This window comes from Companilactobacillus sp., from assembly GCF_022484265.1.
In the GTDB taxonomy this organism is placed as follows: Bacteria; Bacillota; Bacilli; order Lactobacillales; family Lactobacillaceae; genus Companilactobacillus.
Genome location: NZ_JAKVLR010000001.1, coordinates 565740 through 591154, shown reverse-complemented (window position 1 = coordinate 591154; position 25415 = coordinate 565740). Strand labels below are relative to the sequence as shown.

The 25415-nt window shown below is 37.7% G+C and carries 28 protein-coding genes and 1 other annotated feature; of the genes, 23 read left to right on the top strand and 5 right to left on the bottom strand.

Going from position 1 to position 25415, the window contains the following annotated elements; genetic code table 11:
• The first annotated feature begins 9 nt into the window (after positions 1 to 9).
• The 6 genes from LKF16_RS02995 to LKF16_RS02970 all read left to right on the top strand — a co-directional run bounded on the left by LKF16_RS02995 (position 10) and on the right by LKF16_RS02970 (position 3204).
• Positions 10 to 192, top strand: coding sequence for a DNA-directed RNA polymerase subunit beta (locus LKF16_RS02995; protein WP_291468510.1), 183 nt, complete (start codon positions 10 to 12; stop codon positions 190 to 192).
• A gap of 2 nt (positions 193 to 194) precedes the next feature.
• Positions 195 to 488 carry a membrane protein insertion efficiency factor YidD gene (gene yidD, locus LKF16_RS02990; RefSeq protein WP_291468508.1) on the top strand — a complete coding sequence of 98 codons (294 nt, stop codon included), beginning with the start codon at positions 195 to 197 and terminating at the stop codon, positions 486 to 488.
• Between the two features lie 9 nt (positions 489 to 497).
• Positions 498 to 719, top strand: a complete 222-nt coding sequence (locus LKF16_RS02985) for a DUF2969 domain-containing protein (protein WP_291468506.1) — start codon at positions 498 to 500, stop codon at positions 717 to 719.
• 11 nt (positions 720 to 730) lie between these two features.
• Positions 731 to 1933: an FtsW/RodA/SpoVE family cell cycle protein gene (locus LKF16_RS02980; RefSeq protein ID WP_291468504.1), complete on the top strand. Its 1203-nt coding sequence runs from the start codon at positions 731 to 733 to the stop codon at positions 1931 to 1933.
• 16 nt (positions 1934 to 1949) lie between these two features.
• The gene (locus LKF16_RS02975) at positions 1950 to 2243 is read left to right on the top strand and encodes a glycine cleavage system protein H (protein WP_291468503.1); all 294 of its coding nucleotides are present in this window, start codon (positions 1950 to 1952) and stop codon (positions 2241 to 2243) included.
• A gap of 97 nt (positions 2244 to 2340) precedes the next feature.
• On the top strand, positions 2341 to 3204 hold the full coding sequence (locus tag LKF16_RS02970; RefSeq protein ID WP_291468502.1) for a helix-turn-helix domain-containing protein: 864 nt from the start codon (positions 2341 to 2343) through the stop codon (positions 3202 to 3204).
• 62 nt (positions 3205 to 3266) lie between these two features.
• Here LKF16_RS02970 and LKF16_RS02965 read toward each other — a convergent pair whose 3' ends face one another.
• From LKF16_RS02965 to LKF16_RS02955, 3 genes are all read right to left on the bottom strand, one after another.
• On the bottom strand, positions 3267 to 3743 hold the full coding sequence (locus LKF16_RS02965) for a universal stress protein (RefSeq protein ID WP_291468500.1): 477 nt from the start codon (positions 3741 to 3743) through the stop codon (positions 3267 to 3269).
• Between the two features lie 83 nt (positions 3744 to 3826).
• Entirely contained in the window at positions 3827 to 4108 is a 282-nt protein-coding gene (locus LKF16_RS02960; protein ID WP_291468499.1) for a hypothetical protein, read from the bottom strand.
• 3 nt (positions 4109 to 4111) lie between these two features.
• Positions 4112 to 5398, bottom strand: a complete 1287-nt coding sequence (locus LKF16_RS02955; protein WP_291468498.1) for a replication-associated recombination protein A — start codon at positions 5396 to 5398, stop codon at positions 4112 to 4114.
• A gap of 57 nt (positions 5399 to 5455) precedes the next feature.
• Here LKF16_RS02955 and LKF16_RS02950 point away from each other — a divergent pair, with 57 nt between their 5' ends.
• Positions 5456 to 6043, top strand: a complete 588-nt coding sequence (locus tag LKF16_RS02950) for a DUF1054 family protein (protein WP_291468496.1) — start codon at positions 5456 to 5458, stop codon at positions 6041 to 6043.
• Between the two features lie 80 nt (positions 6044 to 6123).
• Here the strand turns inward: LKF16_RS02950 and rpsD are convergent, their stop codons facing one another.
• The gene (gene rpsD / locus LKF16_RS02945) at positions 6124 to 6732 is read right to left on the bottom strand and encodes a 30S ribosomal protein S4 (RefSeq protein ID WP_291468493.1); all 609 of its coding nucleotides are present in this window, start codon (positions 6730 to 6732) and stop codon (positions 6124 to 6126) included.
• A gap of 329 nt (positions 6733 to 7061) precedes the next feature.
• On the opposite strand from rpsD, the gene LKF16_RS02940 reads away from it, so the two are divergent.
• From LKF16_RS02940 to minD, 11 genes are all read left to right on the top strand, one after another.
• Positions 7062 to 8750: a septation ring formation regulator EzrA gene (locus LKF16_RS02940; protein ID WP_291711393.1), complete on the top strand. Its 1689-nt coding sequence runs from the start codon at positions 7062 to 7064 to the stop codon at positions 8748 to 8750.
• Positions 8751 to 8826: 76 nt separating this feature from the next.
• Positions 8827 to 9972, top strand: a complete 1146-nt coding sequence (locus LKF16_RS02935; protein ID WP_291468488.1) for a cysteine desulfurase family protein — start codon at positions 8827 to 8829, stop codon at positions 9970 to 9972.
• A 9-nt stretch (positions 9973 to 9981) separates the two neighbouring features.
• Entirely contained in the window at positions 9982 to 11199 is a 1218-nt protein-coding gene (thiI, locus tag LKF16_RS02930) for a tRNA uracil 4-sulfurtransferase ThiI (RefSeq protein ID WP_291468485.1), read from the top strand.
• Between the two features lie 40 nt (positions 11200 to 11239).
• Positions 11240 to 11426: a binding site (T-box leader), on the top strand.
• A gap of 39 nt (positions 11427 to 11465) precedes the next feature.
• Positions 11466 to 14114, top strand: a complete 2649-nt coding sequence (locus tag LKF16_RS02925) for a valine--tRNA ligase (protein WP_291468483.1) — start codon at positions 11466 to 11468, stop codon at positions 14112 to 14114.
• 59 nt (positions 14115 to 14173) lie between these two features.
• Entirely contained in the window at positions 14174 to 15442 is a 1269-nt protein-coding gene (locus LKF16_RS02920) for a bifunctional folylpolyglutamate synthase/dihydrofolate synthase (protein ID WP_291468482.1), read from the top strand.
• 8 nt (positions 15443 to 15450) lie between these two features.
• On the top strand, positions 15451 to 16092 hold the full coding sequence (radC, locus tag LKF16_RS02915) for a RadC family protein (protein WP_291468480.1): 642 nt from the start codon (positions 15451 to 15453) through the stop codon (positions 16090 to 16092).
• Positions 16093 to 16184: 92 nt separating this feature from the next.
• Positions 16185 to 17186: a rod shape-determining protein gene (locus LKF16_RS02910; protein ID WP_291468478.1), complete on the top strand. Its 1002-nt coding sequence runs from the start codon at positions 16185 to 16187 to the stop codon at positions 17184 to 17186.
• A 46-nt stretch (positions 17187 to 17232) separates the two neighbouring features.
• Entirely contained in the window at positions 17233 to 18096 is an 864-nt protein-coding gene (mreC, locus tag LKF16_RS02905; RefSeq protein WP_291468476.1) for a rod shape-determining protein MreC, read from the top strand.
• Complete coding sequence (gene mreD, locus LKF16_RS02900; RefSeq protein ID WP_291468474.1) at positions 18096 to 18638, top strand: rod shape-determining protein MreD; 543 nt, start codon at positions 18096 to 18098, stop codon at positions 18636 to 18638. Before mreC ends, mreD begins: the two co-directional genes overlap by 1 nt.
• Positions 18635 to 19297 carry a septum site-determining protein MinC gene (locus tag LKF16_RS02895; protein ID WP_291468472.1) on the top strand — a complete coding sequence of 221 codons (663 nt, stop codon included), beginning with the start codon at positions 18635 to 18637 and terminating at the stop codon, positions 19295 to 19297. The genes mreD and LKF16_RS02895 overlap by 4 nt, the downstream gene beginning before the upstream one ends.
• A gap of 1 nt (position 19298) precedes the next feature.
• Positions 19299 to 20096, top strand: a complete 798-nt coding sequence (minD, locus tag LKF16_RS02890) for a septum site-determining protein MinD (protein ID WP_291468470.1) — start codon at positions 19299 to 19301, stop codon at positions 20094 to 20096.
• Positions 20097 to 20144: 48 nt separating this feature from the next.
• On the opposite strand, the gene LKF16_RS02885 is transcribed toward minD, so the two are convergent.
• A complete protein-coding gene (locus LKF16_RS02885) occupies positions 20145 to 20264 on the bottom strand; it encodes a DUF4044 domain-containing protein (RefSeq protein ID WP_291468469.1) in 120 nt (39 codons plus the stop codon).
• Positions 20265 to 20499: 235 nt separating this feature from the next.
• Here LKF16_RS02885 and mraZ point away from each other — a divergent pair, with 235 nt between their 5' ends.
• Genes mraZ through mraY form a run of 5 tightly spaced genes read left to right on the top strand, consistent with a single transcriptional unit; the run spans position 20500 to position 25408 of the window.
• Positions 20500 to 20931 (top strand): division/cell wall cluster transcriptional repressor MraZ, encoded by a 432-nt coding sequence (gene mraZ, locus LKF16_RS02880; RefSeq protein WP_291468467.1) that lies wholly within the window; start codon positions 20500 to 20502, stop codon positions 20929 to 20931.
• Complete coding sequence (gene rsmH / locus LKF16_RS02875) at positions 20921 to 21871, top strand: 16S rRNA (cytosine(1402)-N(4))-methyltransferase RsmH (RefSeq protein ID WP_291468465.1); 951 nt, start codon at positions 20921 to 20923, stop codon at positions 21869 to 21871. Before mraZ ends, rsmH begins: the two co-directional genes overlap by 11 nt.
• A 15-nt stretch (positions 21872 to 21886) precedes the next feature.
• Positions 21887 to 22258 carry a cell division protein FtsL gene (gene ftsL / locus LKF16_RS02870; protein ID WP_291468462.1) on the top strand — a complete coding sequence of 124 codons (372 nt, stop codon included), beginning with the start codon at positions 21887 to 21889 and terminating at the stop codon, positions 22256 to 22258.
• On the top strand, positions 22255 to 24429 hold the full coding sequence (locus LKF16_RS02865; RefSeq protein WP_291468460.1) for a penicillin-binding transpeptidase domain-containing protein: 2175 nt from the start codon (positions 22255 to 22257) through the stop codon (positions 24427 to 24429). Before ftsL ends, LKF16_RS02865 begins: the two co-directional genes overlap by 4 nt.
• 13 nt (positions 24430 to 24442) lie before the next feature.
• Positions 24443 to 25408, top strand: coding sequence for a phospho-N-acetylmuramoyl-pentapeptide-transferase (gene mraY, locus LKF16_RS02860; protein ID WP_291468458.1), 966 nt, complete (start codon positions 24443 to 24445; stop codon positions 25406 to 25408).
• The last annotated feature ends 7 nt before the right edge of the window (positions 25409 to 25415 follow it).

The following is a 25415-nucleotide window of genomic DNA, read 5'->3' as shown; positions in this document are numbered from 1 at the left end:
GTGTAATATATGAAACGAGACTTTGGAAAAGAATATCGGCGCGACATATTTAAAAAGATTGGCTGGGTTATCTTATTCATGATCATCTTTTTCGTTTTAGGTATGTTGATCGGTTCAGGCTTAGGTGGATCTAATCCATTAGCAGTCTTATGGCCAGGAACTTGGATTCATATGTTCGACTTTCTGAGATAAATATGTTAAAAAAACTTTTGATTGGTATAGTGAGAATATACCAGAAATTTATTTCACCCGTGCTACCACCCAGTTGTAGATATTACCCAACTTGTTCAAGTTATTTTATTACGGCTGTGCAGAAACACGGTGCAATTTTAGGGACGATCATGGGGACTGCAAGAATTCTTCGGTGCAATCCCTTTGTTCGTGGTGGAGTGGATCCAGTTCCTGATAATTTCACGATTTTTAGGAACCCACATCCTGAAGCCTACGAAGACGAAATCATTGCAAAAAAATTTCATAGTAAAGAATAGGAAAATTTAATGGCAAGAAAGAATAAATCCATTGAAGTTAATTTAAAAGATATAAGTAGTGATCCCGAAACTTATGAACTTTGGGATGGCAAAAAATATATCGGTACAATTCGTAAAGAGGGCGACCGTTATTTGTCATTTGTCGAAAGTAACGACACACCATTTAAGTCTGTAAAATTGGATGATGCAATAAACGAATTGTTAATGCAATATAATCTACATAATCATTAATAGGTGTTAAAATGCAAATGAGGAATAATAATAAAGAAAATGAACTAGAATCACGGATTGATTATGGTATTATTTTTTCAGTTATGATGCTTGCAATTATTGGTCTGATGTCGATTTACGTCGCGACCATTCATGATTCGCAGAATCCACTGAAGAATGTCATTACTCAAGTAATTTGGTACGTGATTGGCGCAATCATTGTTGCGGTGGTAATGCAATTTGATGCAGAGCAATTGTGGCAGATAGCTAATTACGCGTACTACGCAGGGCTAGCGCTATTGCTGTTAGTCCTGATTTTCTATAGTCGATCTTATGCCCAGACGACTGGTGCTAAGAGTTGGTTTGCACTTGGACCATTAACTTTCCAGCCGTCTGAAGTTATGAAACCCGCGTATATCTTAATGCTGGGTAAAGTAATTACCATGCATAACAGCGAGTATCATGTCCATACGATCAGAACTGACTTTATCTTGCTAGGTAAATTACTTCTATGGACAGCTCCAATTATGGTTTTGTTAAAACTACAAAATGATTTTGGTACATTGCTGGTTTTCGTTGCGATTTTAGGCGGAATGGTTCTAGTTTCAGGAATTGATTGGCGTATCATTGGAACCGTCTTTGGAGTCGTTGCAATTGTTGGTGGTATTGCGTTAACTCTTGCTGCGACTGATTGGGGACGTCCAATTCTAATGCACTTAGGTTTTAAATCATATCAATTTAACCGTATTGATAGTTGGTTGAATCCTTCTCAGGATACGACTGAAAACGGCTATCAGATATGGCAAAATATGAAGGCGATTGGTTCAGGTCAACTTTTTGGAAAAGGTTTTAATGTTTCCAATGTCTATGTGCCAGTTCGTGAATCAGATATGATTTTCTCAGTTATTGCTGAGAACTTCGGATTCATCGGTTCATGTGTATTGATTCTCTTGTACTTCTTGTTGATCTACCAAATGGTACAAATCACATTTGATACGAAGAACGAATTTTACGCATATGTTTCGACTGGTGTAATTATGATGATCTTGTTCCACGTCTTTGAAAACATTGGTATGAGTGTTGGACTCTTGCCGCTAACGGGTATTCCGTTACCGTTTATATCTCAAGGTGGTTCTGCGTTACTTGGGAATATGATTGGTATCGGGTTAGTCATGTCGATGAGATTCCATCACAAGAGTTACATGTTCGAAAATGGATCGTTTAAACAGAGATAGAGAGTAGGGAATATTAATGGCAAAAAAAGAATATTTATGGGTAAAAGACATTGCTGATTCAAAGCGTGTCGGTTTAACTAAAGAAGGTCAAGAAGCTTTAGGTAAAGTTAAATTTGTCGATTTACCAATGATTGGTAAAGAAATCAGTAAAGGTGACTCAACTGGTTCTGTTGAGGCTCAAAAGGCTGTGGTTGAATTACAATCACCAGTCGCAGGTAAAATTGTTACTGTGAATGATAAATTGAACGACGATCCAGAACTATTGAATGGTTCTGAATCTGACGCTTGGCTTTTCGAAGTTAACGAATAGTTTTAATTTATTCTTTTATTGTTGCGTATTTCTTGCAAGGTTTTTTCAAAACTGTTTAAATTATCTTGAAATTAATAAATGAATGGGGATAGTTTTTATGAAAATCTTGGGTGAAAAGATTCGTCATTACAGAAAATTAAGAGGTATTTCACAGTCAGAATTGGCTGATGGTATCTGTACACAGGCAACCGTAAGTCTGATCGAAAAAAAGGATAAGATTCCTAGCATGGAGATCTTGGTTCGTATTTGTGAAAGACTGGGTATCACAATGAACCTCGTAATCGTAAATGACGATAGTCAAATTTATTCAATTATTAGCGAAATCAAGAAGTTGTTTTATCAAGATGACTACGATGGTATCGTTGCAAAATTGGATAAATTAAAAGATATTAATATTAACAATAAACAAGAAATTAAATTAATTCACTTCTTCAGCGGTCTCGTTGAATATGAAGTGGAAAAGAATTATGACAAAGCAATCTTTGACTTCAACCGTGCTATGAACGTCAATATTGTGAGCGTTGATATGTATGATATTTTAATTAATATTTATACAGCCAAGGCTTATGTCAACAAGGGTTCTGACGATGAAGCTAAAGTTTACTATGATCAATCTAAAGAACTTATCAAATCTAGCGTTGAAAAAATCAACGATGAAAATTACCGTGACAGCATTTTAATTTATGCTAACATGGCTGAATTAGCACTTGAATTAGGTGATAACGAAAGTGTCATCGAATATGCTAACGAAGGAATTTACATTGCTAGAAAAGAACAATCATTGTTCAAACTTGATTCAATGTATTGCTACATGGCTGAAGCCGGTACTAAAGATGGTCAAAAGAGTGATGAAGATTACATCAAAGCTTATGTCATCTCAAGTATTAGCGACAACAAGAATGTCTTTGATACATTGAAATCAAAGATCAGCAAGATGAGTTTAAATATTTTCAATAACTAGATGCAACACAAAAGGGACTTAGTTCAGATTTTCTGAACTAAGTCCCTTTTTATGGTTATGATCTAGTTTTCTTTAGGTTTCTTGATTGACTTGTTGTCAAGGTCAGTTCTAACTACTAGAACATCGCATGCAGCAGTTCTTGTTACGTATTCTGTAACTGAACCAATGAGCAATCTTTCCATGGCATTTAAACCAGTAGCACCGATCATGATCAAATCAACGTTTAATTTCTTTGGAAACTCTGTAGCAATAATTGCCTTAGGGGCACCGTATTCAATGCTGTAGTCAATGTTTTCCAAACCGCCTTCTTTAGCAGTTTTGACATAGCCTTTAACGGTTTCTTTAGCCTTTTCAGTAATTTGTTCTACCATTGTTGAATCAAAGCTTGAAACGTTTTGGAATGCACGTGTATCGATAACGTGTACCAGATGAACGCTGGCATCGTTTCTCTTAGCAACTTCTACGGCTTTTTTGAAAGCTAATTCAGATTCAAAAGAACCATCGATAGGCACAAGAATGTTTTTATATTGTTGTAACATAATAATCACCCCATGTTTTATTTATTGATTGGATAATAGTTTCCTATAACTTCATTTTAGTTGATTTCATAAAATAAATACAGTTATCCACGAATATTACCTAAATAAATTGAAAAACTTGCTGCTGTGATACTACCTAAGATCAAAGTAATAAAGTTGGCTTCTTTGCTCCCAAATAATAAGATCAGTACGCCGACAATGGAAATTACTACTAATAAAATTGCAGTAAATTTCATTGCGTTCTGCAAACGTTTATTTTCGCCAGGTGAGTAGATCAAGAATTTTTTGTCTAAATGAGACCATAAATTGTAGGCCAATGCTAGTAAAAATAAAATGAATACTACCATCAGGATTTGAATAATCATAAATTAGCTCCGTTTCGTATTTTTCTTAAGACCGTTAATTTGTTCTAAACGCATCTTGAGGGCTTGTTCATATTTACCAGTAGTCTTAGGTTGGTAATATGTGCGATTGACTAAGTTGTTTGGTAGATACTGTTGTTCGACCCAATCATTTGGGTAATTGTGAGGATACTTGTAGCCCACACCATGCCCCAATTTAGCAGCACCCTTGTAATGAGCATCTTTTAAGTCATCCGGTATCGAGGTAGCTTTACCAGAACGAACATCATCTAATGCAGCATCAATTGCGACAATACCAGTGTCAGACTTTGGGCACAAGCATAAATCGATCACCGCATCGGCTAATGGAATTCTTGCTTCAGGCAATCCGACCATTTGAGCCACCTGAGCGGCTTGAACTGCTCGAGAACAGGCCTGAGGGTTCGCTAGACCAACATCTTCATATGCACAGACGATTAGTCTCCTAATTGCTGTTGTGAGTTCTCCGGCCTCCAAGAGCCTGGCTAAGTATAACAGGGCAGCGTCAGGATCACTTCCACGAATGGATTTTTGAAAAGCCGAGATCACATCGTAATGGCTGTCACCATTTTTATCCGCAGAAATAGCTTTTTTCTGGACAGATTCTTCGATTACCTTCAAGGTGATATGGATTTGGCCATTTTCTTCTGGTTCGGTTGAGAGAACTGATAGTTCCAGGCCATTTAAAATACTTCTCAAGTCGCCATTAGTAGAACTGACTAATAAATCCATGGCGTTGTCATCAATTTTAACATCGTACTTGCCTAGACCTTTTTCTTTATCATGCAAGGCACGTTCAACCGCAATTTTTAAATCGGCAGGTTCAAGAGGCTTTAATTCAAAAATTTGCACTCTGGAACGGATAGCAGGGCTGATATTGATATATGGATTCTCAGTCGTGGCACCAATTAAAATGATCGAGCCACTTTCAAGCAGTGGCAACAAGAAATCTTGTTTGGTTTTATCGAGCCGATGGATTTCATCAAGCAGTAAAACGACAGTTCCGCTCATTTTAGCTTCTTCAGCCACAATCTGCAGATCTTTTTTACTGTCGGTGGCAGCATTTAGCATGCGAAATGCGTATTTAGTTGATCCAGCAATCGCACTAGCAATACTAGTTTTACCAATCCCTGGAGGACCATACAGGATCATTGAACTGAGCATTTTAGCTTGAACCATTCGCCGAATGATCTTATCTTTGCCCACTAAATGTTGTTGGCCGACGACTTCATCGATATTGGTCGGCCTCATACGATACGCTAGTGGCTTTTGCATAATGTCTCCTTTATAATTAGTGTATTAATATTATTCTACATCAAAGGACGTTGAAACATGTTTACCAAAGATGATTTTACAGTTTTCCACGACGACACTTTGGATGGTCGCTTGAAATTGATCAGGGAAGAGATCGACCCTTCATTTGAAAAAATCGGCTCTGATTTGATGTCTGCGCTTGAAAAAGAATATCAGGAACAATTTTACATGAAGATAGCCAAACATCAACGTCGGACCAGAAATCCGCCTCCTGACACATGGTTAGCCATTAGTCAGGATAAAAGGGGATATAAGAAAAATCCTCACGTTGAACTGGGACTTTGGCCAGATCGATATTTCGTTACCTTTAGTTTGCTCGCAGATGCTTATAACCGTGCTGAGTTTTATCCAAAATATCAGGATATTTCTGATCAAATTGTTCAAAGCGACTGGCTGGTTTCAAATGACCACACAAATCCAGAGATGCTTTCTGCTGATCATTTCCCAGATGCCTTAGCTCGATATATGAAAGTTAAGTCCAGCGATTTGGTGATTGGTTTTAATTTGATGGCCAACAGTCAGATTGTTAAGTCCGGAAATTATGATCAACTGCTTTTTGATAAATTTATGTCATTGAGCAAGTTTATGGTTCAATTCAATCATTAGTTTATTTAGCCGCCTGATTAGGGTGGCTTTTTAATTTACTGTAAAAAAAAAATCCACCGAAGTGGATTTTTGCCAAAATATTAAAGAATTTGGTTATAGTATTCAACGATAAGTGATTCATCAATATTTGGTTCAAGTTCATCACGTTCTGGTAAACGTACAAGTGAACCTGATTGTGTGTTTTCGTCGTAGTTTACGAAACCAGGACGACCAACAACATTTTCAAGGGCATCTTTAACAATTGCAAGATCCTTTGATTTTTCTCTCAAGGCAATAACTTGGCCGATTTGTACTTCGTATGAAGGAATATCAACGCGCTTGCCATCAACTGTGATGTGACCATGGTTAACTAATTGACGAGCTTGTGGACGTGATGATGCAAAACCTAATCTATAAACTAAGTTGTCAAGACGTTCTTCAAGAAGAACCATCAAGTTAACACCGTGGATACCGTCAAGTTTACCGGCACGCAAGAACAAGTTACGGAATTGACGTTCGTTAACGTCATACATGAAACGTAATTTTTGCTTTTCACGTAATTGTGAACCGTATTCTGAGATCTTACGACGTTGGTTTTGACCATGTTGGCCAGGAGCGTAGTTACGACGAGCTAATTCTTTACCTGTACCTGAAAGTGAAAGTCCTAAACGACGTGATAACTTCCAGCGAGGTCCTGTATATCTAGACATTTAATTGTCCTCCAAAAAATTTGATTGGAGTAAAATAATTTAACAAGAGTTTAGCATTCGTTCAGTCATCGTTACAATTTTCACCTCGTGCAGCCGCAGGTTACTGATTGCACTATATCCAGCCGATAACTGTTGACGAGCTTGCCGCTCTTTGCTGCATATTTTACACAAAGGCTAGTGTATCGTGATTCGAGGCCATTGTCAAAAGATTTTTTTATTGAAAGATTTTAAAACTTTATTATGAAACGTTACGAATTAAATTCTAACATAGCTATTTTGGTATAATGACGTGGATATAATGACTAGGTATAGTGGCTAGGGGTGGAATTTTGTTTGTATTTATAATAGTAGTAATTTTATTGGTGCTGGGATTTCTGTGGTACATGTGGTTTGTACAAAAACGGAATAACAGCGAGTTGCATCTATATAAGCAACGTGCTGAAGCACTAAAGGAAAACACATTAAAAGATCAGATTCAAGATCTTGAGGATATGAAATTGACGGGTGCCAGTTTGGAAAGTTTCGGTCGTAGCCGTCAAGAGTATTCCAAACAAAGAAACGATTCTGTTCCTAAATTGTTAGCTGAAATCAGTAACGCCACTAGTAAGAATGATAAATTCAATGTTTTTGGCGCAGCGAATGATACCAAAAATATCAGCACGCAGGTTGATGAGTTAGAAAAACATGCAGAGTCGATTAAGGCTGATTTTTCTAAAATCGTCGAAAGCAATGAACAGAACGCTTCTACTAGTGAGGTGCTTCATTCTGATTATGAAGCGCTGCGTAAAGAAATTTTAACGAAGTCCTTTAATTATGGACCTGCAACTGACAAATTGGAATCAGAGTTAAATGAGATCGCCGGATTTTTAGATCAAGAAGATAAATTGACCGAACAAGGCGATCACTTAGAGGCACGCCAGTATTTGGACGATGCTAAAGTTAAATTGTCGATGATCAAGGATCAAGTTCAGTTGATCGTTCCTTTATTCAATAATTTAAACAAGGTTTATCCTGGACAAATTGAAGAGATCAATTCAGTCTATGAAAAATTAGTCCAACAACAATATCGATTCAATGAAGATATTGAAGGAGAAATTGAACAAGTTAATGCCAACATTGAGAAATCTAATGCTGCATTGAGCGATTTAAATTTTGATATCGTGGATCGTACTAATGAAAAGATCCATGATGATATCAATGACCTATATGACGCACTAAGTCGAGAGATCAATTCAAAACGTGATGTTTTAAAGCAACAAAAACCTGTGCTTGATTATTTGAACCATGCTAAATTTCAACACAATCATTTGGATGAAATTATCCAAAAACTTCAAGAAAATTATATTCTTAACGAAGATGATATGAATGATTTTAAAGAACATGGTCAAACATTAAATCGAATTGTTGCTGAATACGATCAAGATGTTCAAAGTATTGCTGATAATAGTATCGTATTTTCAAAGGCAGAAGCAGATTTTAAAGAAATAATTGCTGACTTAGATCGAATCGAATCTCGTGAAAAGACTATTAATGATAATTTGAATCAAATGTTGTCGAGTGAACAGATCTCACGTAATAGTGTTGAGAAGTATGCTAGTCGGATCGAAATTCAAAAGAAGTCGCTTGAACAATTAAATCTAAAAGGATTGCCAGAAGACTATCTCGAATATTTCTATATGGTTTCTGATGAGATCCAAAAGCTCTACGATGGCTTAAACAGCGAACGCGTGAATATGGAAGATATCAGCAAGCAAGTTATCGTGACTCAAGAAGATCTTGATAATCTAGTTCAAAAAACGAACGCCTTGAAGAAAACTGTTATATTGGATGAAAAGTTATTCCAGTATGCTAATCGCTTCGCAGATCGAGACGACGATTTCAAAGATAACTTAGAACATGCACGCTCATTGTTCGATGATGATTTTGACTACGATGCAGCATTTGAAGTCCTTTCAAAGTCGCTTGAAACCGTTGAACCAGGTTCAGTCGATAGAATAAAAGATACAATTAGTGCATAAAAGTTGTTTTTGTTGTAGATTATAATAGGTAAAAAATTTAAGGCCGTTGAGGCCTTTTTATTTTGGTGGGAAAATTATGATATATTTTGATAACAGTGCAACAACAAAAATTGAGGATTCAGTATTAAAGACATACAACGTCGCTAGTCAAGAATACTTTGGCAATCCATCCAGTTTGCATAAACTGGGACTAAAAGCATTTGAGCTACTTGAATCATCCAGAAAGAACATTGCTAATTTAATGGGATTTAAACCCCATGAAATCTTTTTTACTAGTGGTGGTACCGAGGGTAATAACTGGATCATTAAAGGAACTGCTTTTAAAAAGCGTGAGTTCGGTAAACATATTATTACTTCATCGATCGAACATCCATCAGTTATGAACACGATGGCACAACTTGAACAATTAGGATTTGAAGTCACTTATTTACCTGTAGATAAAACAGGTCATGTTAGTGCTAAAGACTTAAAAGAAGCTATTCGTGATGATACGATCTTGGTGTCGGTAATGGCCGTTAACAATGAGATCGGTTCGATCGAACCAATCAAAGAAATTGCTCGAGTTTTAGACGATTATCCAAGTATTAGTTTGCATGTCGATGGCACTCAAGCAATCGGCAAGGGTATCGATGATCAATTTATCGATCCACGCGTCGACTTTTATACTTTCTCTGGACATAAATTCCATGCACCTAGAGGGATTGGATTTATCTACATGAAAGAAGGTAAACAGCTCGAACCTTTGATGGCCGGTGGCGGTCAAGAAAAAGGCCAACGCAGCGGTACGGAAAATACTCCAGCAATTGCTGCCATGGCAAGGGCTTTACGTTTATTAAAGGAAAATGAAGCTGCTAAGTCTGCTGAAATGTTGAAATTAAAGACTATGTTGATCGAACATTTACAAACGCTCGACAACGTCCATGTGTTTTCAAAATTAGCACCCGATTTTGCTCCTCACATTATTTGCTTTACTATCGATGGAGTTCGTGGAGAGACAACTGTTCATACTTTTGAAGACCGAGATATTTATATTTCTACCACAAGTGCTTGTTCTTCGAAAAAAGGCTTAGAATCAGGCACCTTAAAGGCTATGAATACTCGTGAAAGTATCGCAACAAGTGCAATTCGTGTTAGTTTGGACGAGAACAATACAGAACAAGAAATGAAAGAATTCATCAAAAATTTAGACGAGATCCATGACCATTTTCAAATTTTAAACTAGGAGAAACATATGCAATATACTGAAATTATGGTTCGCTATGGCGAACTATCGACAAAGGGAAAGAACCGCAAGAATTTCATTGGCCGCTTGCACGGAAACGTAACTAAAGTGTTAAAGGATTTTCCTGACCTTAAATTACAACCACATCGCGATCGTCTCCATATCAAATTAAATGGAACCGATGCTCAACCAATTATGGAAAAACTTAAACGAGTTTTTGGTATCCAAACTTTTTCATTGAGTGTCAAGGTTTCAAAAGATTTTGAAGATGTGAAGAAAAAAGCCATCGAAATGATGCATGAAGCATATCAACCTGGCGATAGTTTCAAAGTTGCCACGAAGCGTTCTGATCATTCATATCCACTTGACACTAATCAGATCAACTTACAACTTGGGGATGCTATTTGCGAGGAATTTCCTGATATTCCTGTTGAGATGAAACGTCCAGATATTAAGATTTCGGTTGAAGTTCGCCAAGATGGAATCTATTTATCATACTTGACGGTTAAAGGTGCCGGTGGTCTTCCAGTTGGTACAGCAGGTAAAGCTATGTTGATGCTATCTGGTGGGATCGACTCACCGGTTGCTGGTTATTTAGCTATGAAGCGTGGCGTGGACATTGAGATGGTCCATTTCTTTAGTCCACCATATACTTCTGAACAAGCTTTGAATAAGGCTAAAGAGCTAACTAGTAAATTGACCGTTTACGGTGGCAATATCAAATTTATCGAAGTACCTTTTGCCGAGATTCAAGAAACTATCAAGGCCTCAGTTCCTGAAGGATATTTGATGACGATTCAACGTCGATTCATGCTGAGATTAACTGACATGCTCCGTGAAAAAGAAGGCGGGTTAGCAATTTTCAATGGTGAAGCTGTTGGACAAGTGGCTTCGCAAACGTTGGAAAGTATGGCTGCAATCAATGATGTCACGACAACGCCAATTTTACGTCCAGTAGCAACGATGGATAAAACTGAGATCATTAAACTCGCCGAAGATATCGATACCTTCAACTTATCGATCCAACCATTTGAAGATTGCTGTACAGTTTTTGCTCCACCAGCACCAAAGACTCGTCCCGGCATCGAAAAGACACGCGAATTTGAAAGCGTCCTAGATATTGACGGTTTGATCAAGCGTGCCATGGATGGCGTTAAGATCACTACGATCGAACACGGCGACCACTTTATGGAACAAGACCAAAAGCAAATCAATGATTTACTATAGAAATTGTTTGACGATTTAACAAAAATGTTTTAATATCAATTCAACAGCTTTGAACAGGAGTGTCATTAGAATAAATTTCAGAAAGAGCAATATTTGCTGAGAGTTGCTTAATTTTGAATATTGACTGTTACCTGCGAGCTATCATATGATCGGGCCATCCGTTATCTGTAAGTGAAGGGTAAATATTACCCTTAATTTAGGTGGCACCGCGAGCATTCGTCCTATTCGGACGGGTGCTCTTTTTTTATTTAAAAATGGAGGACAATATGAGAGAAATCGATATGGATACAAAATATAATCCAACCGAAGTTGAAAAAGGCCGTTATCAAACTTGGCTTGATCAAGGCGTTTTCAAACCTTCTGGCGACAAGAAAGCAAAGCCTTATTCAATCGTTATCCCACCACCAAATGTTACTGGTAAGTTGCATTTAGGTCATGCTTGGGACACAACGATTCAAGATACTTTGATCAGATACAAGCGTATGCAAGGATACGATACTTTGTATCTTCCAGGAATGGATCACGCTGGTATTGCTACACAAGCTAAGGTTGAAGCTAAATTACGCGAACAAGGAATTTCTAGATACGATCTAGGTCGTGAGAAGTTCGTTCAAGAAGTTTGGAAATGGAAAGATGAATTCGCAGGGATCATTAAATCTCAATGGGGTAAATTAGGACTTTCATTAGACTATTCTCGTGAACGCTTCACACTTGATGAGGGACTTTCTAAAGCGGTTCGCAAAGTCTTCGTTAAGCTTTACAACGAAGGTTTGATCTATCGTGGCGAATACATCATCAACTGGGATCCTCAACTTCAAACTGCTTTATCAGATATTGAAGTTATCCATAAGGATGATCAAGGTGCTTTTTATCACGTTAAGTATCCATATGCTGATGGTTCTGGCTTTATTGAAATTGCAACAACACGTCCTGAAACAATGTTTGGGGATGTTGCCGTAGCCGTTGCTCCAGACGATGAACGTTATAAAGACGTAGTTGGTAAAGAAGTTATCGTTCCTCTAGTTGACCGTAAGATTCCGATCATTACTGATCATTACGTTGATAAAGACTTTGGAACTGGTATGGTTAAGATTACGCCAGCCCATGACCCTAACGACTTTTTAGTTGGTAACCGTCATGACTTGAAACGTATCAATACCATGAATCCTGATGGAACAATGAATGAAAATGCTGGTAAATACAAGGACATGGATCGTTTCGATGCACGTAAGGCAATCGTTAAAGACTTACAGGATCAGGGCTATATGATCAACATTGAACCATATGTTCACAGTGTTGGACATTCAGAACGTTCTGGCGTTCAAGTTGAACCAAGACTTTCAACGCAATGGTTCGTTAAGATGAAGCCACTTGCCGAAGCTGCGTTGAAGAACCAAGAAGGCGACAACAAGGTAAACTTTGTTCCTGAAAGATTTGAAGGCACATTCACTCAATGGATGGATAACGTTCATGATTGGGTTATTTCTAGACAATTATGGTGGGGTCACAGAATTCCAGCTTGGTATAACAAAAAGACCGGCGAAACATACGTTGGCGAAGAAGCACCTAAAGATATTGAAAACTGGGATCAGGAATCAGATGTTCTTGATACATGGTTCTCAAGTGCTTTATGGCCATTTTCAACAATGGGTTGGCCTGATGAAGACGCAGCTGACTACAAACGTTATTTCCCAACAAATACTTTAGTTACTGGATATGACATTATTTTCTTCTGGGTTTCAAGAATGATTTTCCAAAGTTTGAAATTCACTGGAAAACGTCCATTTGACCACGTTGTGATTCATGGCTTGATTCGTGATGAACAAGGTAGAAAAATGAGTAAGTCATTGGGTAATGGTATTGACCCAATGGATGTTATCGATAAGTATGGTGCCGATGCACTTCGTTGGTTCTTAATGGTTGGATCGACTCCTGGTCAGGATACACGTTTTAGCTATGACAAGATGGATGGTGCTTGGAACTTTATCAATAAGATCTGGAATGCTTCTCGTTTCGTTATCATGAACTTGGACGACGATACGCCAGCAATGGATGATCTTTCAAAAGTAACTAGTTATGATTTATCTGACAAGTGGATCCTAGCCAAATTAAATACAACAGTTAACGAGGTCACTCGTTTGTTGGACAAATTTGAATTTGGCGAAGCAGGCAGAAATCTTTATAACTTTATTTGGAACGATTTCTGTGACTGGTACATCGAAATGAGTAAAGCTACATTAACTGGTGACGATGAAGCTGCTAAAACTCAAAAGAAGATGATCTTGACTTATGTTCTTGATCAAACATTGAGATTGATGCACCCAATCATGCCATTTGTTACTGAAAAAATTTGGTTATCAATGCCACACAATGGCGAATCAATTTCGTTAGCTAAATATCCTGAAAATCATGATGAATTTAAGGACGATTCAGCTGTAGAACAAATGGAAGTCATGATCGAATTGATCAAATCTGTTAGAAAGATTCGCCTTGAAGCTAATGCACCATTATCAAGTGCAATTGACATCTTCATCAAGCCTCAAACTGATGAGATCAAAGAAATCCTTTTGAACAATCAAGAATACATCGACCGATTTGCTCATCCAAAGGAACTTAAGATAGAAACAGATCTTCAAGCACCTGAATTAGCAATGACTGCCGTAACTAATGGGACAGAAGTGTATATTCCATTAGCTGAGTTGATTGATTTGGACGAAGAGATTGCTCGTCAAAATGAAGAGATGGAGAAAATGGATAAAGAAATTTCTCGAATTGAAAAGAAACTTTCAAACGAGAACTTTGTCAATAAGGCTCCTGAAAAAGTCGTTGATGAACAAAAAGCTAAATTAGCTGATTATCAAAGTCGTCAAGACAAGATCAGCCAAAGAATCGCTCAACTTAAAAAGAATAAGTAACGATGAAAAATAAAACATCTAGCCATTTGACTAGATGTTTTTTTGTAAAGGACAGTATTATGATTGAAACTTATGAACAAGCAGTTAATTATATTCATTCATTGCCCAGGATGCACAAACGAAATGATCTGACCGATATCAAGAATGCTCTAAAGAAGCTTGGCAATCCGCAAAATGATTATCCGACCGTCCATGTCACTGGAACTAACGGAAAGGGTTCAACTGTCAATTACTTAGCCAATCTGCTTGAAAAAACCAATCGTCGCGTAGGAATGTTTACTTCGCCTTTTGTTATTAAATTCAATGAAAGAATTCAGATCAATCATCAAATGATCAGCGACCAGGAGATTGTTAAGTTGGTCAATGAGATCATTGAAAAGACTCAAGGGATCAACTTGATCGAATTTGAATTTGTGACCGTAATGGGATTTTTGTATTTCCGTGGAAAAGTCGACATTGCTATTATTGAGGTAGGCATAGGTGCTGAACACGACAAGACAAATGTTATTACGCCAATTCTTTCTATTATTACTTCAATTGGATTAGATCACGAAAAAATAATTGGTCCAACCATTCAAGATATCGCAATTGAAAAATCTGGAATCATAAAACCGCAAGTACCGGTGGTATGCGGGACGTTGCCCGATTCCGTGAAATTGATCATTCAAGACAAGGCTGAAAAAGAAAAAAGTGGTCTATTCGAACTAGGAGAAGATTTTTTTGTAAAAGGCTTTCAAACCAAAGATTATAGAAATCAATTTACATATTGGGAAAAATTAGTTACAATTCAAGACATTCAGGTTTTCGGATTTGAAAAAACAGACGCTGCAAATGCAGCAATTGCAATCAAAGCTTTTATCTTAATTGAGCAAATGGCACAAACCCAGTTATCTAGCCGGTTTGTCGTCCAAAATATCGATGATCATCAGTTGCTAGGAAGAGAACAAATCGTTCAAAATCATCCACTTGTATTAATGGATGGAGCACATAATATCGATGCAGTTGCTAATTTAATAAATTCTTTAAATGCAAACTGGCCTAAAAAAGATACAATTGTCTTATATACAGGGATGAAGGACAAGGATAGAGCCGATATCTTAAAGATCATCGCTCCAAAAGTTCAATCGGTATATGTATCAAATCTTTTATTATCAAGGGCTGCCAAAAAAGAAGATTATGATTTGTCCGAATTTAACAATATCGAATTTGTGAGTGACTACCACGCCAAAATTGATCAAATAATTTCGACAATGACTGATCATCAAATTTTTCTAATAACTGGATCATTTTATTTGATTTCGGAGTTAGAAAGTCATTTTAAATCGTAATTTATTACATGATGATAAATATACGAGAGAAATTACAAAAATATGGTACGGATTCATTAACGACTCAAGAGCTGATTGCCGTGATCTTAGGCACAGGGATCAAAGACTGTGACATTACTAAGCTCTCCGCGCAAGTGCTGATCGAGTCAGATAATTTAAGACAATTGAATTTCGATTCATTGCTGAAGCAAAAGGGCGTGGGTAATGCTCAAGCCTGTAAGCTTTTGGCAGCAGTAGAACTAGGTGCAAGAAAGATAGAAAGAGACGTTCTGCCCAAAGAACAGATTTCATTGTCAAAACTGGGAAAACATCTCATCAACAAAATTGGCAACTCACCACAGGAGAAATTAATAGCAGTATATTTGGATAATGGGTTTCATGTGATCAAAGAGCAGGTAGTTTTTATGGGTACAGTTGATTCAGCGACCGTTCATCCACGCGATATTTTACGCGTGGGATTAAAGCTTGGTGCTCCGCAGTTGATCATCTGCCACAATCATCCCGGAGGAAGTCTAGTAGCTTCGCCGGAGGACCGCAGATTTTCGCAAAGATTGAAGGAATGCTGTGAATTAGTCGGCATAAATTTAGTTGATCATATCATTGTGACTCGTCAAGAATTTTTGAGCTTCAAAGCTCAAGATTTAATTTGATGTTCAACCGTTCTGTTACTTTAAATTGACACGTTATATGATATAATTTTGGTTAGTGTAAATGTGGTGTGCAATTAAAGGAGAATATAAAATTGTTTGGTATAGGATCAAAAAAAGTTGGTATTGATTTAGGTACAGCTAATACGCTTGTATACGTTGAAGGCAAGGGTATTACATTAAATGAACCATCAGTTGTTGCAAAGAACAACAACACAGGCGAAATTGTCGCTGTAGGTTCAGACGCAAGAGAAATGATTGGACGCACACCTGGTAGTATTTCTGCCATTCGTCCTATGAGAGACGGTGTTATCGCTGATTACGATACAACTGCCGCAATGATGAAGTATTTCATCGAAAAGACAACTGGAAATTCAAAGCCTTCAGTTATGGTTTGTGTTCCTAGTGGTGTTACTGAAGTTGAAAAGAGAGCCGTTATTGAAGCAACTCAACATGCAGGTGCTAAAGAAGCATATGTAATTGAAGAACCATTTGCTGCTGCTATTGGTGCTGGACTTCCTGTAATGGATCCAACTGGTAACATGGTTGTTGATATTGGTGGTGGTACAACAGATGTTGCTACCATTTCACTTGGTGGAATTGTTTCATCACGTTCTATTCGCGTAGCTGGTGATAAGTTCGACGAATCGATCTCAGCATATATCAAGACAAACTTTAATTTGCAAATTGGTGAAAGAACAGCCGAAGAAGTTAAAATGCAAGTTGGTTCAGCTTCAATTGAAAAGTCAAAAGGACTCGAATCAATGCAAATCCGTGGTAGAGATTTAGTAACAGGTCTTCCAAAGACTATTCAACTAACTGGTGAAGATATCGCCACAGCTATCCACGAAGACGTTCAAGAAATCATTGAAACAATCAAAGAGACACTTGAAGAAACTTCTCCTGAAATTGCTGCTGATGTTATTGATCACGGTATCGTTCTAACTGGTGGTGGAGCTTTGTTGCATCATTTACCTGAGGTTATCTCTGAAGCAACTGGAGTGCCTGTATTTATAGCTCAAGACCCACTAGATTGTGTAGCCATCGGTACTGGAGAATCACTTAAGAATATCGGTGTAATGCGTCGTCAAAAATAAGCGGGGATGCCCCGCTTTTTTATTTGTTTGAAGGTAGGAGGAAGAAATGCAAAAGTTTTTCTCAAATAAAAAGTTAATTATTTTAATGGTAATCATTATTGTGACTTTTGGACTTTTGGCGGTTTCTGTTAACGTCAGAAATAAAAAAGAAACTCCTCCTGTTGTTCAACAAGTTGGTAATGATGTCGTCAGTTTGGTTGGTGGAGTTTTCTCATATCCGACCAATGCAGTTAAGAATGCTTCTTCAGAATTTTCAAATCTCTATAATACTTATGCAGAAAATCGTCGTCTCAAAGCTAAGGTTGACGATTTAGCTCAAAATCAAGTTAAGTTAAAAGTTGCTCAAGATGAGAACAAAAGACTCAAACAAGAATTGAAATTAAACAGTACCTTAACTGATTATGATTCAATCAACGCAGCAGTTTTAACGAGATCTCCTTCTAGTTGGCAAAACTATTTGACCATCAATCGTGGACAAACTAGTGGCATCAAGAAAAATATGCCAGTTATGTCAGGTAAGGGATTGATCGGACGTATTATTGAAGTTGATAAAGTTAGTTCCAAAGTGGAACTGATCTCGACCGACAATGAGATCAACGACAAGTTTGCTGCTGAAATACTAGACGATAATAAGAATAGCGTGACCGGAGTAGTTAGTCGCTTTGATAACAGTACTGGCGACTTGGTCATGGAGAATGTTAATTCCGTCAAAGGAATTAAAAAAGGCCAACGCGTGATCACTTCAGGACTTGGGGGCAGAACTCCAAGAGGTTTATTTATTGGTAAGGTCTACGGCATCAAAAAAGATGACTATGGTATGACTAATTCTGTTTATATTACGCCAGCAGCAGAATTAAGAAACTTTACAGTTGTCACAGTCATTCGCTCAACAGTTAGCGGTGAAAAATAATGCCGATCAAAACTCGCAAGATAATTGGTCAAGTTGTCTTCATAATGCTGGCATTTTACCTTGATGGCTTGATAAAGTGGGCATTTCTAAACAACATGAATACTGGGGATCTAACATTTGTTCCTCAGTTGATGTTGATGGTTTTGGTTATGCTTACGATCAGAATCGATAGTCGACGTATGATTTTGACTTATGGAATCATTTTTGGTTTGATCTATGACTCGTATTACTTTGGGATCATTGGTCTTTATACGATTTTATTGCCATTGATTTTAGTCGGAATCGATCACTATAAATTTTTGTTTTCCAAAACTTCAGTTGGATTAGAAATGTCAGTTTATTTCCTATCTTTAACTGCACTTCAGTCCGGAGTTTTTCTACTTGAAAAATTATTCAGATTGGCTTCAGCAGACGTTGGGGATTTTATTACCTTCATTCTAGGTCCGACCTTGCTATGGAATATCGTGGTATTTTTTGTACTGTATGTTCCTTTTGCCAATCTCAGCGACTGGTTAGTTAAATATAGGAGGGGAACTAAATGAGTGTTGTCACTCTAAAAGGAATCAAAGACGGTTTTGCTGCAGTAATCGACGACTCCTGCGATTTTGAAGATGCAATTGCACAACTTAAGAATATGATTGTTGAACAAACAATTGGTACTGAGGAAGATGATGTAATTCAATTTACCGTTCGAACTGGAAATCGTTTGTTAAACGAGGAACAGACTAAAAGGGTCGAAGATATTTTTTCAAAATATCCCCAAATTGAGTTACTCAAGATCGAATCCAATGTAATCTTAAAGACTGAGTCTGATGAGTTGATTGAAGAAAACAAAGTCAACATCGAAACAGGGATCGTTAGATCTGGTCAAAAAAGAGAATATACTGGCGATTTGATTTTTCTCGGCACACTTCATGAAGGTGCTCAAATATCAACCAATGGTTCAATTTATCTAATAGGAAATGTTCATGGAGTAGTTCAAGCAGGATTTCCTGATAATACAGATGCAGCAATCATCGGTAATTTAAACGGCGCAGCTCAGTATCGAATCGCAGACGTCGTAGAAATCGTCACTGAAGATAATTCAGATAAATTTCAAAATTACAAATTTGCACACATTGACGATCTTCACACGATCAGTGTTGAGGATCTAAAGAACTTTAAAGAAGTAATAAACGAATCAAGAAAGAGGACCGAGTAGTATGGGAATTTCTATTGTTGTGACATCTGGTAAAGGGGGAGTTGGTAAAACAACTACCACTGCAAATGTCAGTACCGAACTAGCATCTATGGGTAAAAAAGTCTGTATGGTCGATTTGGATATCGGGTTACGTAACTTAGATGCTGTTTTGGGATTAACCAATAGAATTGTTTACGATATCGTTGATGTTGCCCAGGAACGAGTTGTTTTGTCTCAAGCCTTAGTGCGAGACCCAAGATTTGGAGACAACTTATACTTATTAGCAGCTTCACAGTTCTCTGACAAATATGTTTTGGATATCAATTCGGTCAAAACAATCATTGATTATTTAAAACAACGTTTTGATTTTGTGATGATCGACTGTCCAGCCGGAATTGAATATGGTTTCAAAAATGCTGTTTCTGCTGCCGATGCCGCTTTAGTTATTACCAATCCGGAAATTGCTTCAGTCAGTGATTCTGATCGAGTTGTCGGAATACTCGAGAGCCTCGATATGCCGATCACGCCGCATCTGATCATTAACAGAATTAGAAAGAATATGATCAATGAGGGTACTTCGATGAAGATCGAAGATATCATTAATCATTTAGGGATTCCTCTGATCGGCGTAATCGTTGACGAAGACGAAGTGATTTCTGCTTCTAATAGTGGTCACACCGTTGTGGATGATCCTAACAGCGATGCCGGTAGAGGATATCAAAATATTGCTCGACGGATGTTGGGCGAAAACGTTCCACTGACATTGTTCGACCAACCAAAGAAACGTGGCTTTATGAGCCGAATGTTCGGTAGAAATTAATAAATAGCAATAAAAAAAGACTTGTTGAATATTTCAACAAGTCTTTTTTTATTGAAGTAGTCCTGGCAAAGCACCAAGAACAACACCAAGGATGGTAACTATGATCATCATCCAAACAACTACTTGAATAATTTTGGATAATGTACTCTTTGGTTTCTTATCGTTCAAAACTGACACCACCTAGTTCATTTATAGTTGAAATATTACTTCACCTCCACTAATTATGCAACTTCGTTAAAATTTGGTAATGTTTCCCCAACCAGCCCCCACATTTACAAAAGCATGTAAATCAAGCGTTTTGAGCATTTTATTTAAATGAAATCTGTTTATTTTAAGATGATGTGGTTAATTGTGGTTAATTGTGGTAAATTAGAAAGTGTTAAAGATTTGAGGTGAGCTCTAGATGTTCATGGGTGAATTCCATCACACAATTGATAGTAAAGGCAGAATAATTATTCCATCTAAATTTCGTCAAGAAATTGGTGAATCATTTGTCGTTACCCGTGGGATGGACGGATGCCTATTCTGTTATCCAATGGATCAATGGAAACAACTAGAAGCTCAACTCGATAAGTTACCCTTAACAAAGAAAGATGCTCGTGCCTTCACAAGATTCTTTTATTCCGCAGCAATGGAAGTAGAATTCGATAAGCAAGGACGGATAAATTTATCAGCTCCGCTCATAAAGTTCTCTGAATTGCAAAAGAATTGTGTTATTGTGGGAGTATCCGACCGTATTGAAATTTGGGACGAAGAGAAATGGACCAAATTCAGTGAAGAGGCCGAAGAAAACTTTGAAGATATCTCGGAGAAGATGACAGATTTTGACTTCTAATGAATTTATACACAAGACAGTTCTCTTAAAAGAAACAATCGATATGCTTAATCCAAAGGACAATGGCATTTATATTGATGCAACCTTTGGTCGTGGCGGGCATACCAAAGAATTATTAAGTCGGATTCATGGCGGTACTGTTTACGCCTTCGATCGTGACGAAAGTGCGATTGAGACTGGCGAACAGATTGAAAACGATCAAAACATCATTGGTGACAACAAATTGGTGCTGATTCGCGATAATTTTGAAAATATGCAAGAGCGCTTGGCAGAGTTGAATATCGACTCAGTTGACGGCGTAGTTTATGACTTAGGGGTTTCATCTCCACAGTTTGACGACGCGGTACGTGGTTTCAGTTATAAGAAGGAAGCACGTTTAGACATGCGGATGGATCAAAGACAAGATCTGGATGCAGAGAAGATTGTGAATGATTGGTCATACAATGACTTAGTCAGAATTTTCTTCAAATATAGCGATGAGAAATTTTCAAAACAAATTGCCCGTTCGATCGAACGGATTCGCGAAGATCACCGAATCACTTCGACACTGGAATTAGCCGACATCATTAAGAACTCTATTCCAGCCGCACGTCGAAGAACTGGGGGACATCCAGCCAAAAGAATTTTTCAAGCAATCCGAATTGCCGTTAACGACGAATTAGGCTCCCTTGAAAAGTCATTGGCAGAGGCAATTGACTTGATTCGTCCGAAGGGACGTATCAGTGTTATTACCTTTCAATCTCTTGAAGATAGAATCGTTAAACATACGTTTAAAGAGGAATCTGAGGTTGATGTACCTCGAGGTTTACCGGTTATCCCGAAAGATATCCAGCCAAATCTCAAGTTGATCACCAGAAAACCAATTTTACCTAATGAACAAGAATTAGCTGAAAATAATCGAGCACATAGTGCGAAGTTACGAGTTGTAGAAAAGATTTAATATGGAGTGTAGGAAATGTTAGAAAGTACAGCCAGAAACTTACAAAACTATGAAACAGTGGCAGCAGAACCACAACAACAAACTCAAACCAAAGCTGTCGCAGTTACTCATAAAGTCGCTATCTCAAAGACGGAATCATTGCTACTAGTCGGACTAGGTATTCTGACAGTTGTCTTGATGACCGCTTTAGTTACGATGAAAGTTTCTCTAACTTCTGCACAAAACAGTCTAGATACTGTTACCACACAAATCTCAAACACAACCACCAATAACGTAAACTTGCAACAGGAAGTCTCAGAACTTACTAGTTATGATCGACTTTCAAAATTTGCCAAAAAGCATAATCTAAAAATGAGCAATCAAAATGTAAGGAACGTTTCAAAATGAAAAAATTTTTTAAACTAATAACCCACAATAAGGCACGAAACAATCACTATGTAGTTGGAATTATCATAGCGGTGTTGACTGCCTTTTCTTTTGGTATTTTTATTTATCGATTCACCGCAGTTGCCACCACCAAGGAGTATGCTGGCGTAAATCTGAGTGAAAAGACCCGCCAAAAATATCAACATGTTGATCAAGTAAATGCTCGTCGTGGCGATATTTTAGATTCTAATGGTGATATGATTGCTGGAAATTCCAGTATTTATAATGTTTATGCTGTTTTGTCTAAGAATTCTCGCACTGCTAAAGGCAAGCCTGATTATGTTCAAGATAAGCAAAAAACTGCTGAGGAATTATCAAAATATTTGCCATTGTCTAAAAAACAATTGATGAATTATTTAACACCTGATAATAAAAAACAATATCAAGTCGAATTTGGACCTGAAGGTAAAAATTTATCAATTGAAATCAAAAATAAGATTGCAGCCAAAAATTTACCTGGTATTAAATTTACTGAGTATCCTTCAAGAAACTATCCCAATGGTGTTTTTGCTACCAATCAAGTTGGTATTACTAAGCAAGACGACATCAATGACCCAAACACGAATATTAGTGGATTAATGGGTATTGAAAGATATTTCAATAAAGTTTTATCTGGTACCGGCGGTAAAAAGATCACTAAGATCGATTCTCACGGAAATGAACTACCTGGTTCGCAGATGGTTGAAAAACAAGCCGTTAATGGGTCCAACGTTTATTTGACATTGGATAGTAAAATTCAACAATACGTCGAAATCTTGACTCAAAATGTTCAAAATAAATATCAACCTAAAGATCTCCAAGTTGTCGTAATGGATCCAAAGACTGGACAGATCAAGGCTGCAACTCAGCGTCCAACATTTAATCCAACTACAGGTAAAGGAATGTCATCTAGTTGGAGAGATACCTTGGTGGCCGATCAGTTTGAACCAGGTTCGGCGATGAAGATTTTGACTTTGTCAGCTGGAATCGACTCAGGGCACTACGATCCTAACGAGTACTATCAATCAGGTACTGTAGAAGTCGGTGGACGTACGATCAAAGACTGGAATGATGTTGGTTGGGGTTCTATTCCAATGTCTGAGGCCTTCCCAAGATCTTCAAACGTCGGCATGGTCCATCTTGAACAAGAGATGGGTGCAGACACTTGGATGAAATATATGAAGAAATTTAAGATCGGTGAAAAAACAGGAATTGAATTGCCAGATGAAATCGCTGGTGGAATTTCTTATAAGCATGCATCCGATCAAGCGATGACTTCATTTGGTCAAAGTGTCAACGTCAATGATATGCAAATGCTTCAAGCATTTTCAGCAGTTGCTAATGACGGAAAAATGGTCAAACCACAAATCGTTCAAAAAATCGTTGACCCTAATACTGGTAAAACGACTAAAAAATATAAGACCGAGGTGGTTGGACATCCGATCAAGGCAGATACTGCTAAACAAGTTAGAAGTGCAATGAGACAAGTTGTAACCGCCGAATATGGTACCGGAATGGCTTACAAGGTTCCTGGAATCAAAGTCGGAGTTAAAACTGGTACAGCGCAAGTGGCTTCGCCAACAGGTGGTTATTTGACCGGTGCTAGCAATTATATTTTCTCTGTGGCTGGAATGGTTCCATACAATAAGCCACGGTATATTGTCTACATTACGATGAAACAGCCTCAAATAATGTCGACTGCTGCTGAGACAATGATTTCTGAGATCTTTAATCCTTTAGTTAAGAGATTGATGACTCAAGAAGATGACAGTGGAGTTGACGTAAAGCCTGGTAGTCAGTATGTTGACATGCCTGATTTCTTAAATAAATCAGTTTCAAGCGCTAATAAGCAGATCTCAAAACTTGACTTGCAAGCCGGGATCATTGGAACTGGCGATAAAATCGTGCAACAACTTCCAGCTAGTGGCGAGAAGGTTATGCCAGGCCAAAGAATCGTGATGCTGACCAACGGGGCCATGACTATGCCAGATCTGACTGGTTGGTCGAAGAACGATGTTTTGAAGTTTGCCGAGATCACTGGCAGGACTGTTGCCACCAAGGGGGATGGATATGTTACAGAACAATCCATTAAACCAGGAAAAATCATTAATGACAGTGGTAAAATTATAGTAACTTTGAAGAATAATAATTAAGTGGGGATTTTCCATGGAACTAAGTAAGATATTTATCGACATAATCAGCAGTTTTGCAATTGTTGCCATCTTTATGCCTTTTCTGATTGGCTATTTGGTCGCACATAAAGAAGGACAGTCAATTCGTGAAGAAGGACCTAAGTGGCACGAAAAAAAATCAGGAACGCCTACAATGGGCGGTCTCCTGATTTTATTAGGGATGGCTGTAACTAATATTTGGGTTGGAGCCTGGATGCACCAAATGACTCATGCATTGATGATCACGACCTTAGTGATTGTACTATTTGGATGTATCGGCTTTATTGATGACTTTATCAAAGTCTTCAAAAAACGTAATCTCGGTTTGAAGGCACTTCAAAAGTTGATCCTCCAAATTGTCGTTGCCATTATTTTCTTATACGTATACTTTAACGATAATTTACCAATCAACTTTTCGATTCCAGGTCTATTCTCGATCGATTCAAAAGTGATCTTTGTTCTATTTACAATTTTTTGGTTAGTTGGTTTTTCAAATGCAACTAATCTAACAGATGGTATAGACGGTCTTCTAGGTGGCCTAGGAGCCATTTCATACTTCACATATGCAATTATTGCCTTGAATCAAAATCGCGTTGATATCGCAATTGTGTGCTTCTCAGTCGTAGGTGGTTTGTTAGCATTTCTAATTTTTAATCACAAACCAGCCAAGATTTTTATGGGTGACGTTGGATCATTAGCACTAGGTGCAGGATTAGCAGCAATTTCAATTTTACTCGGACGTTACTGGTCATTATTGTTGATCGGGCTGATCTACGTGATCGAAACAGCTAGCGTAATGCTACAAGTGTTCTCATTCAAAGTATTTCACCGTCGTATTTTTAAGATGACTCCAATTCATCATCATTTTGAAATGCTCGGTTGGAATGAATGGAAAATCGACATTGTATTTTGGATCTTTGGAATTATTTGTTCAGCAATTTATTTAATAATATTTATTTAGAAGGTAT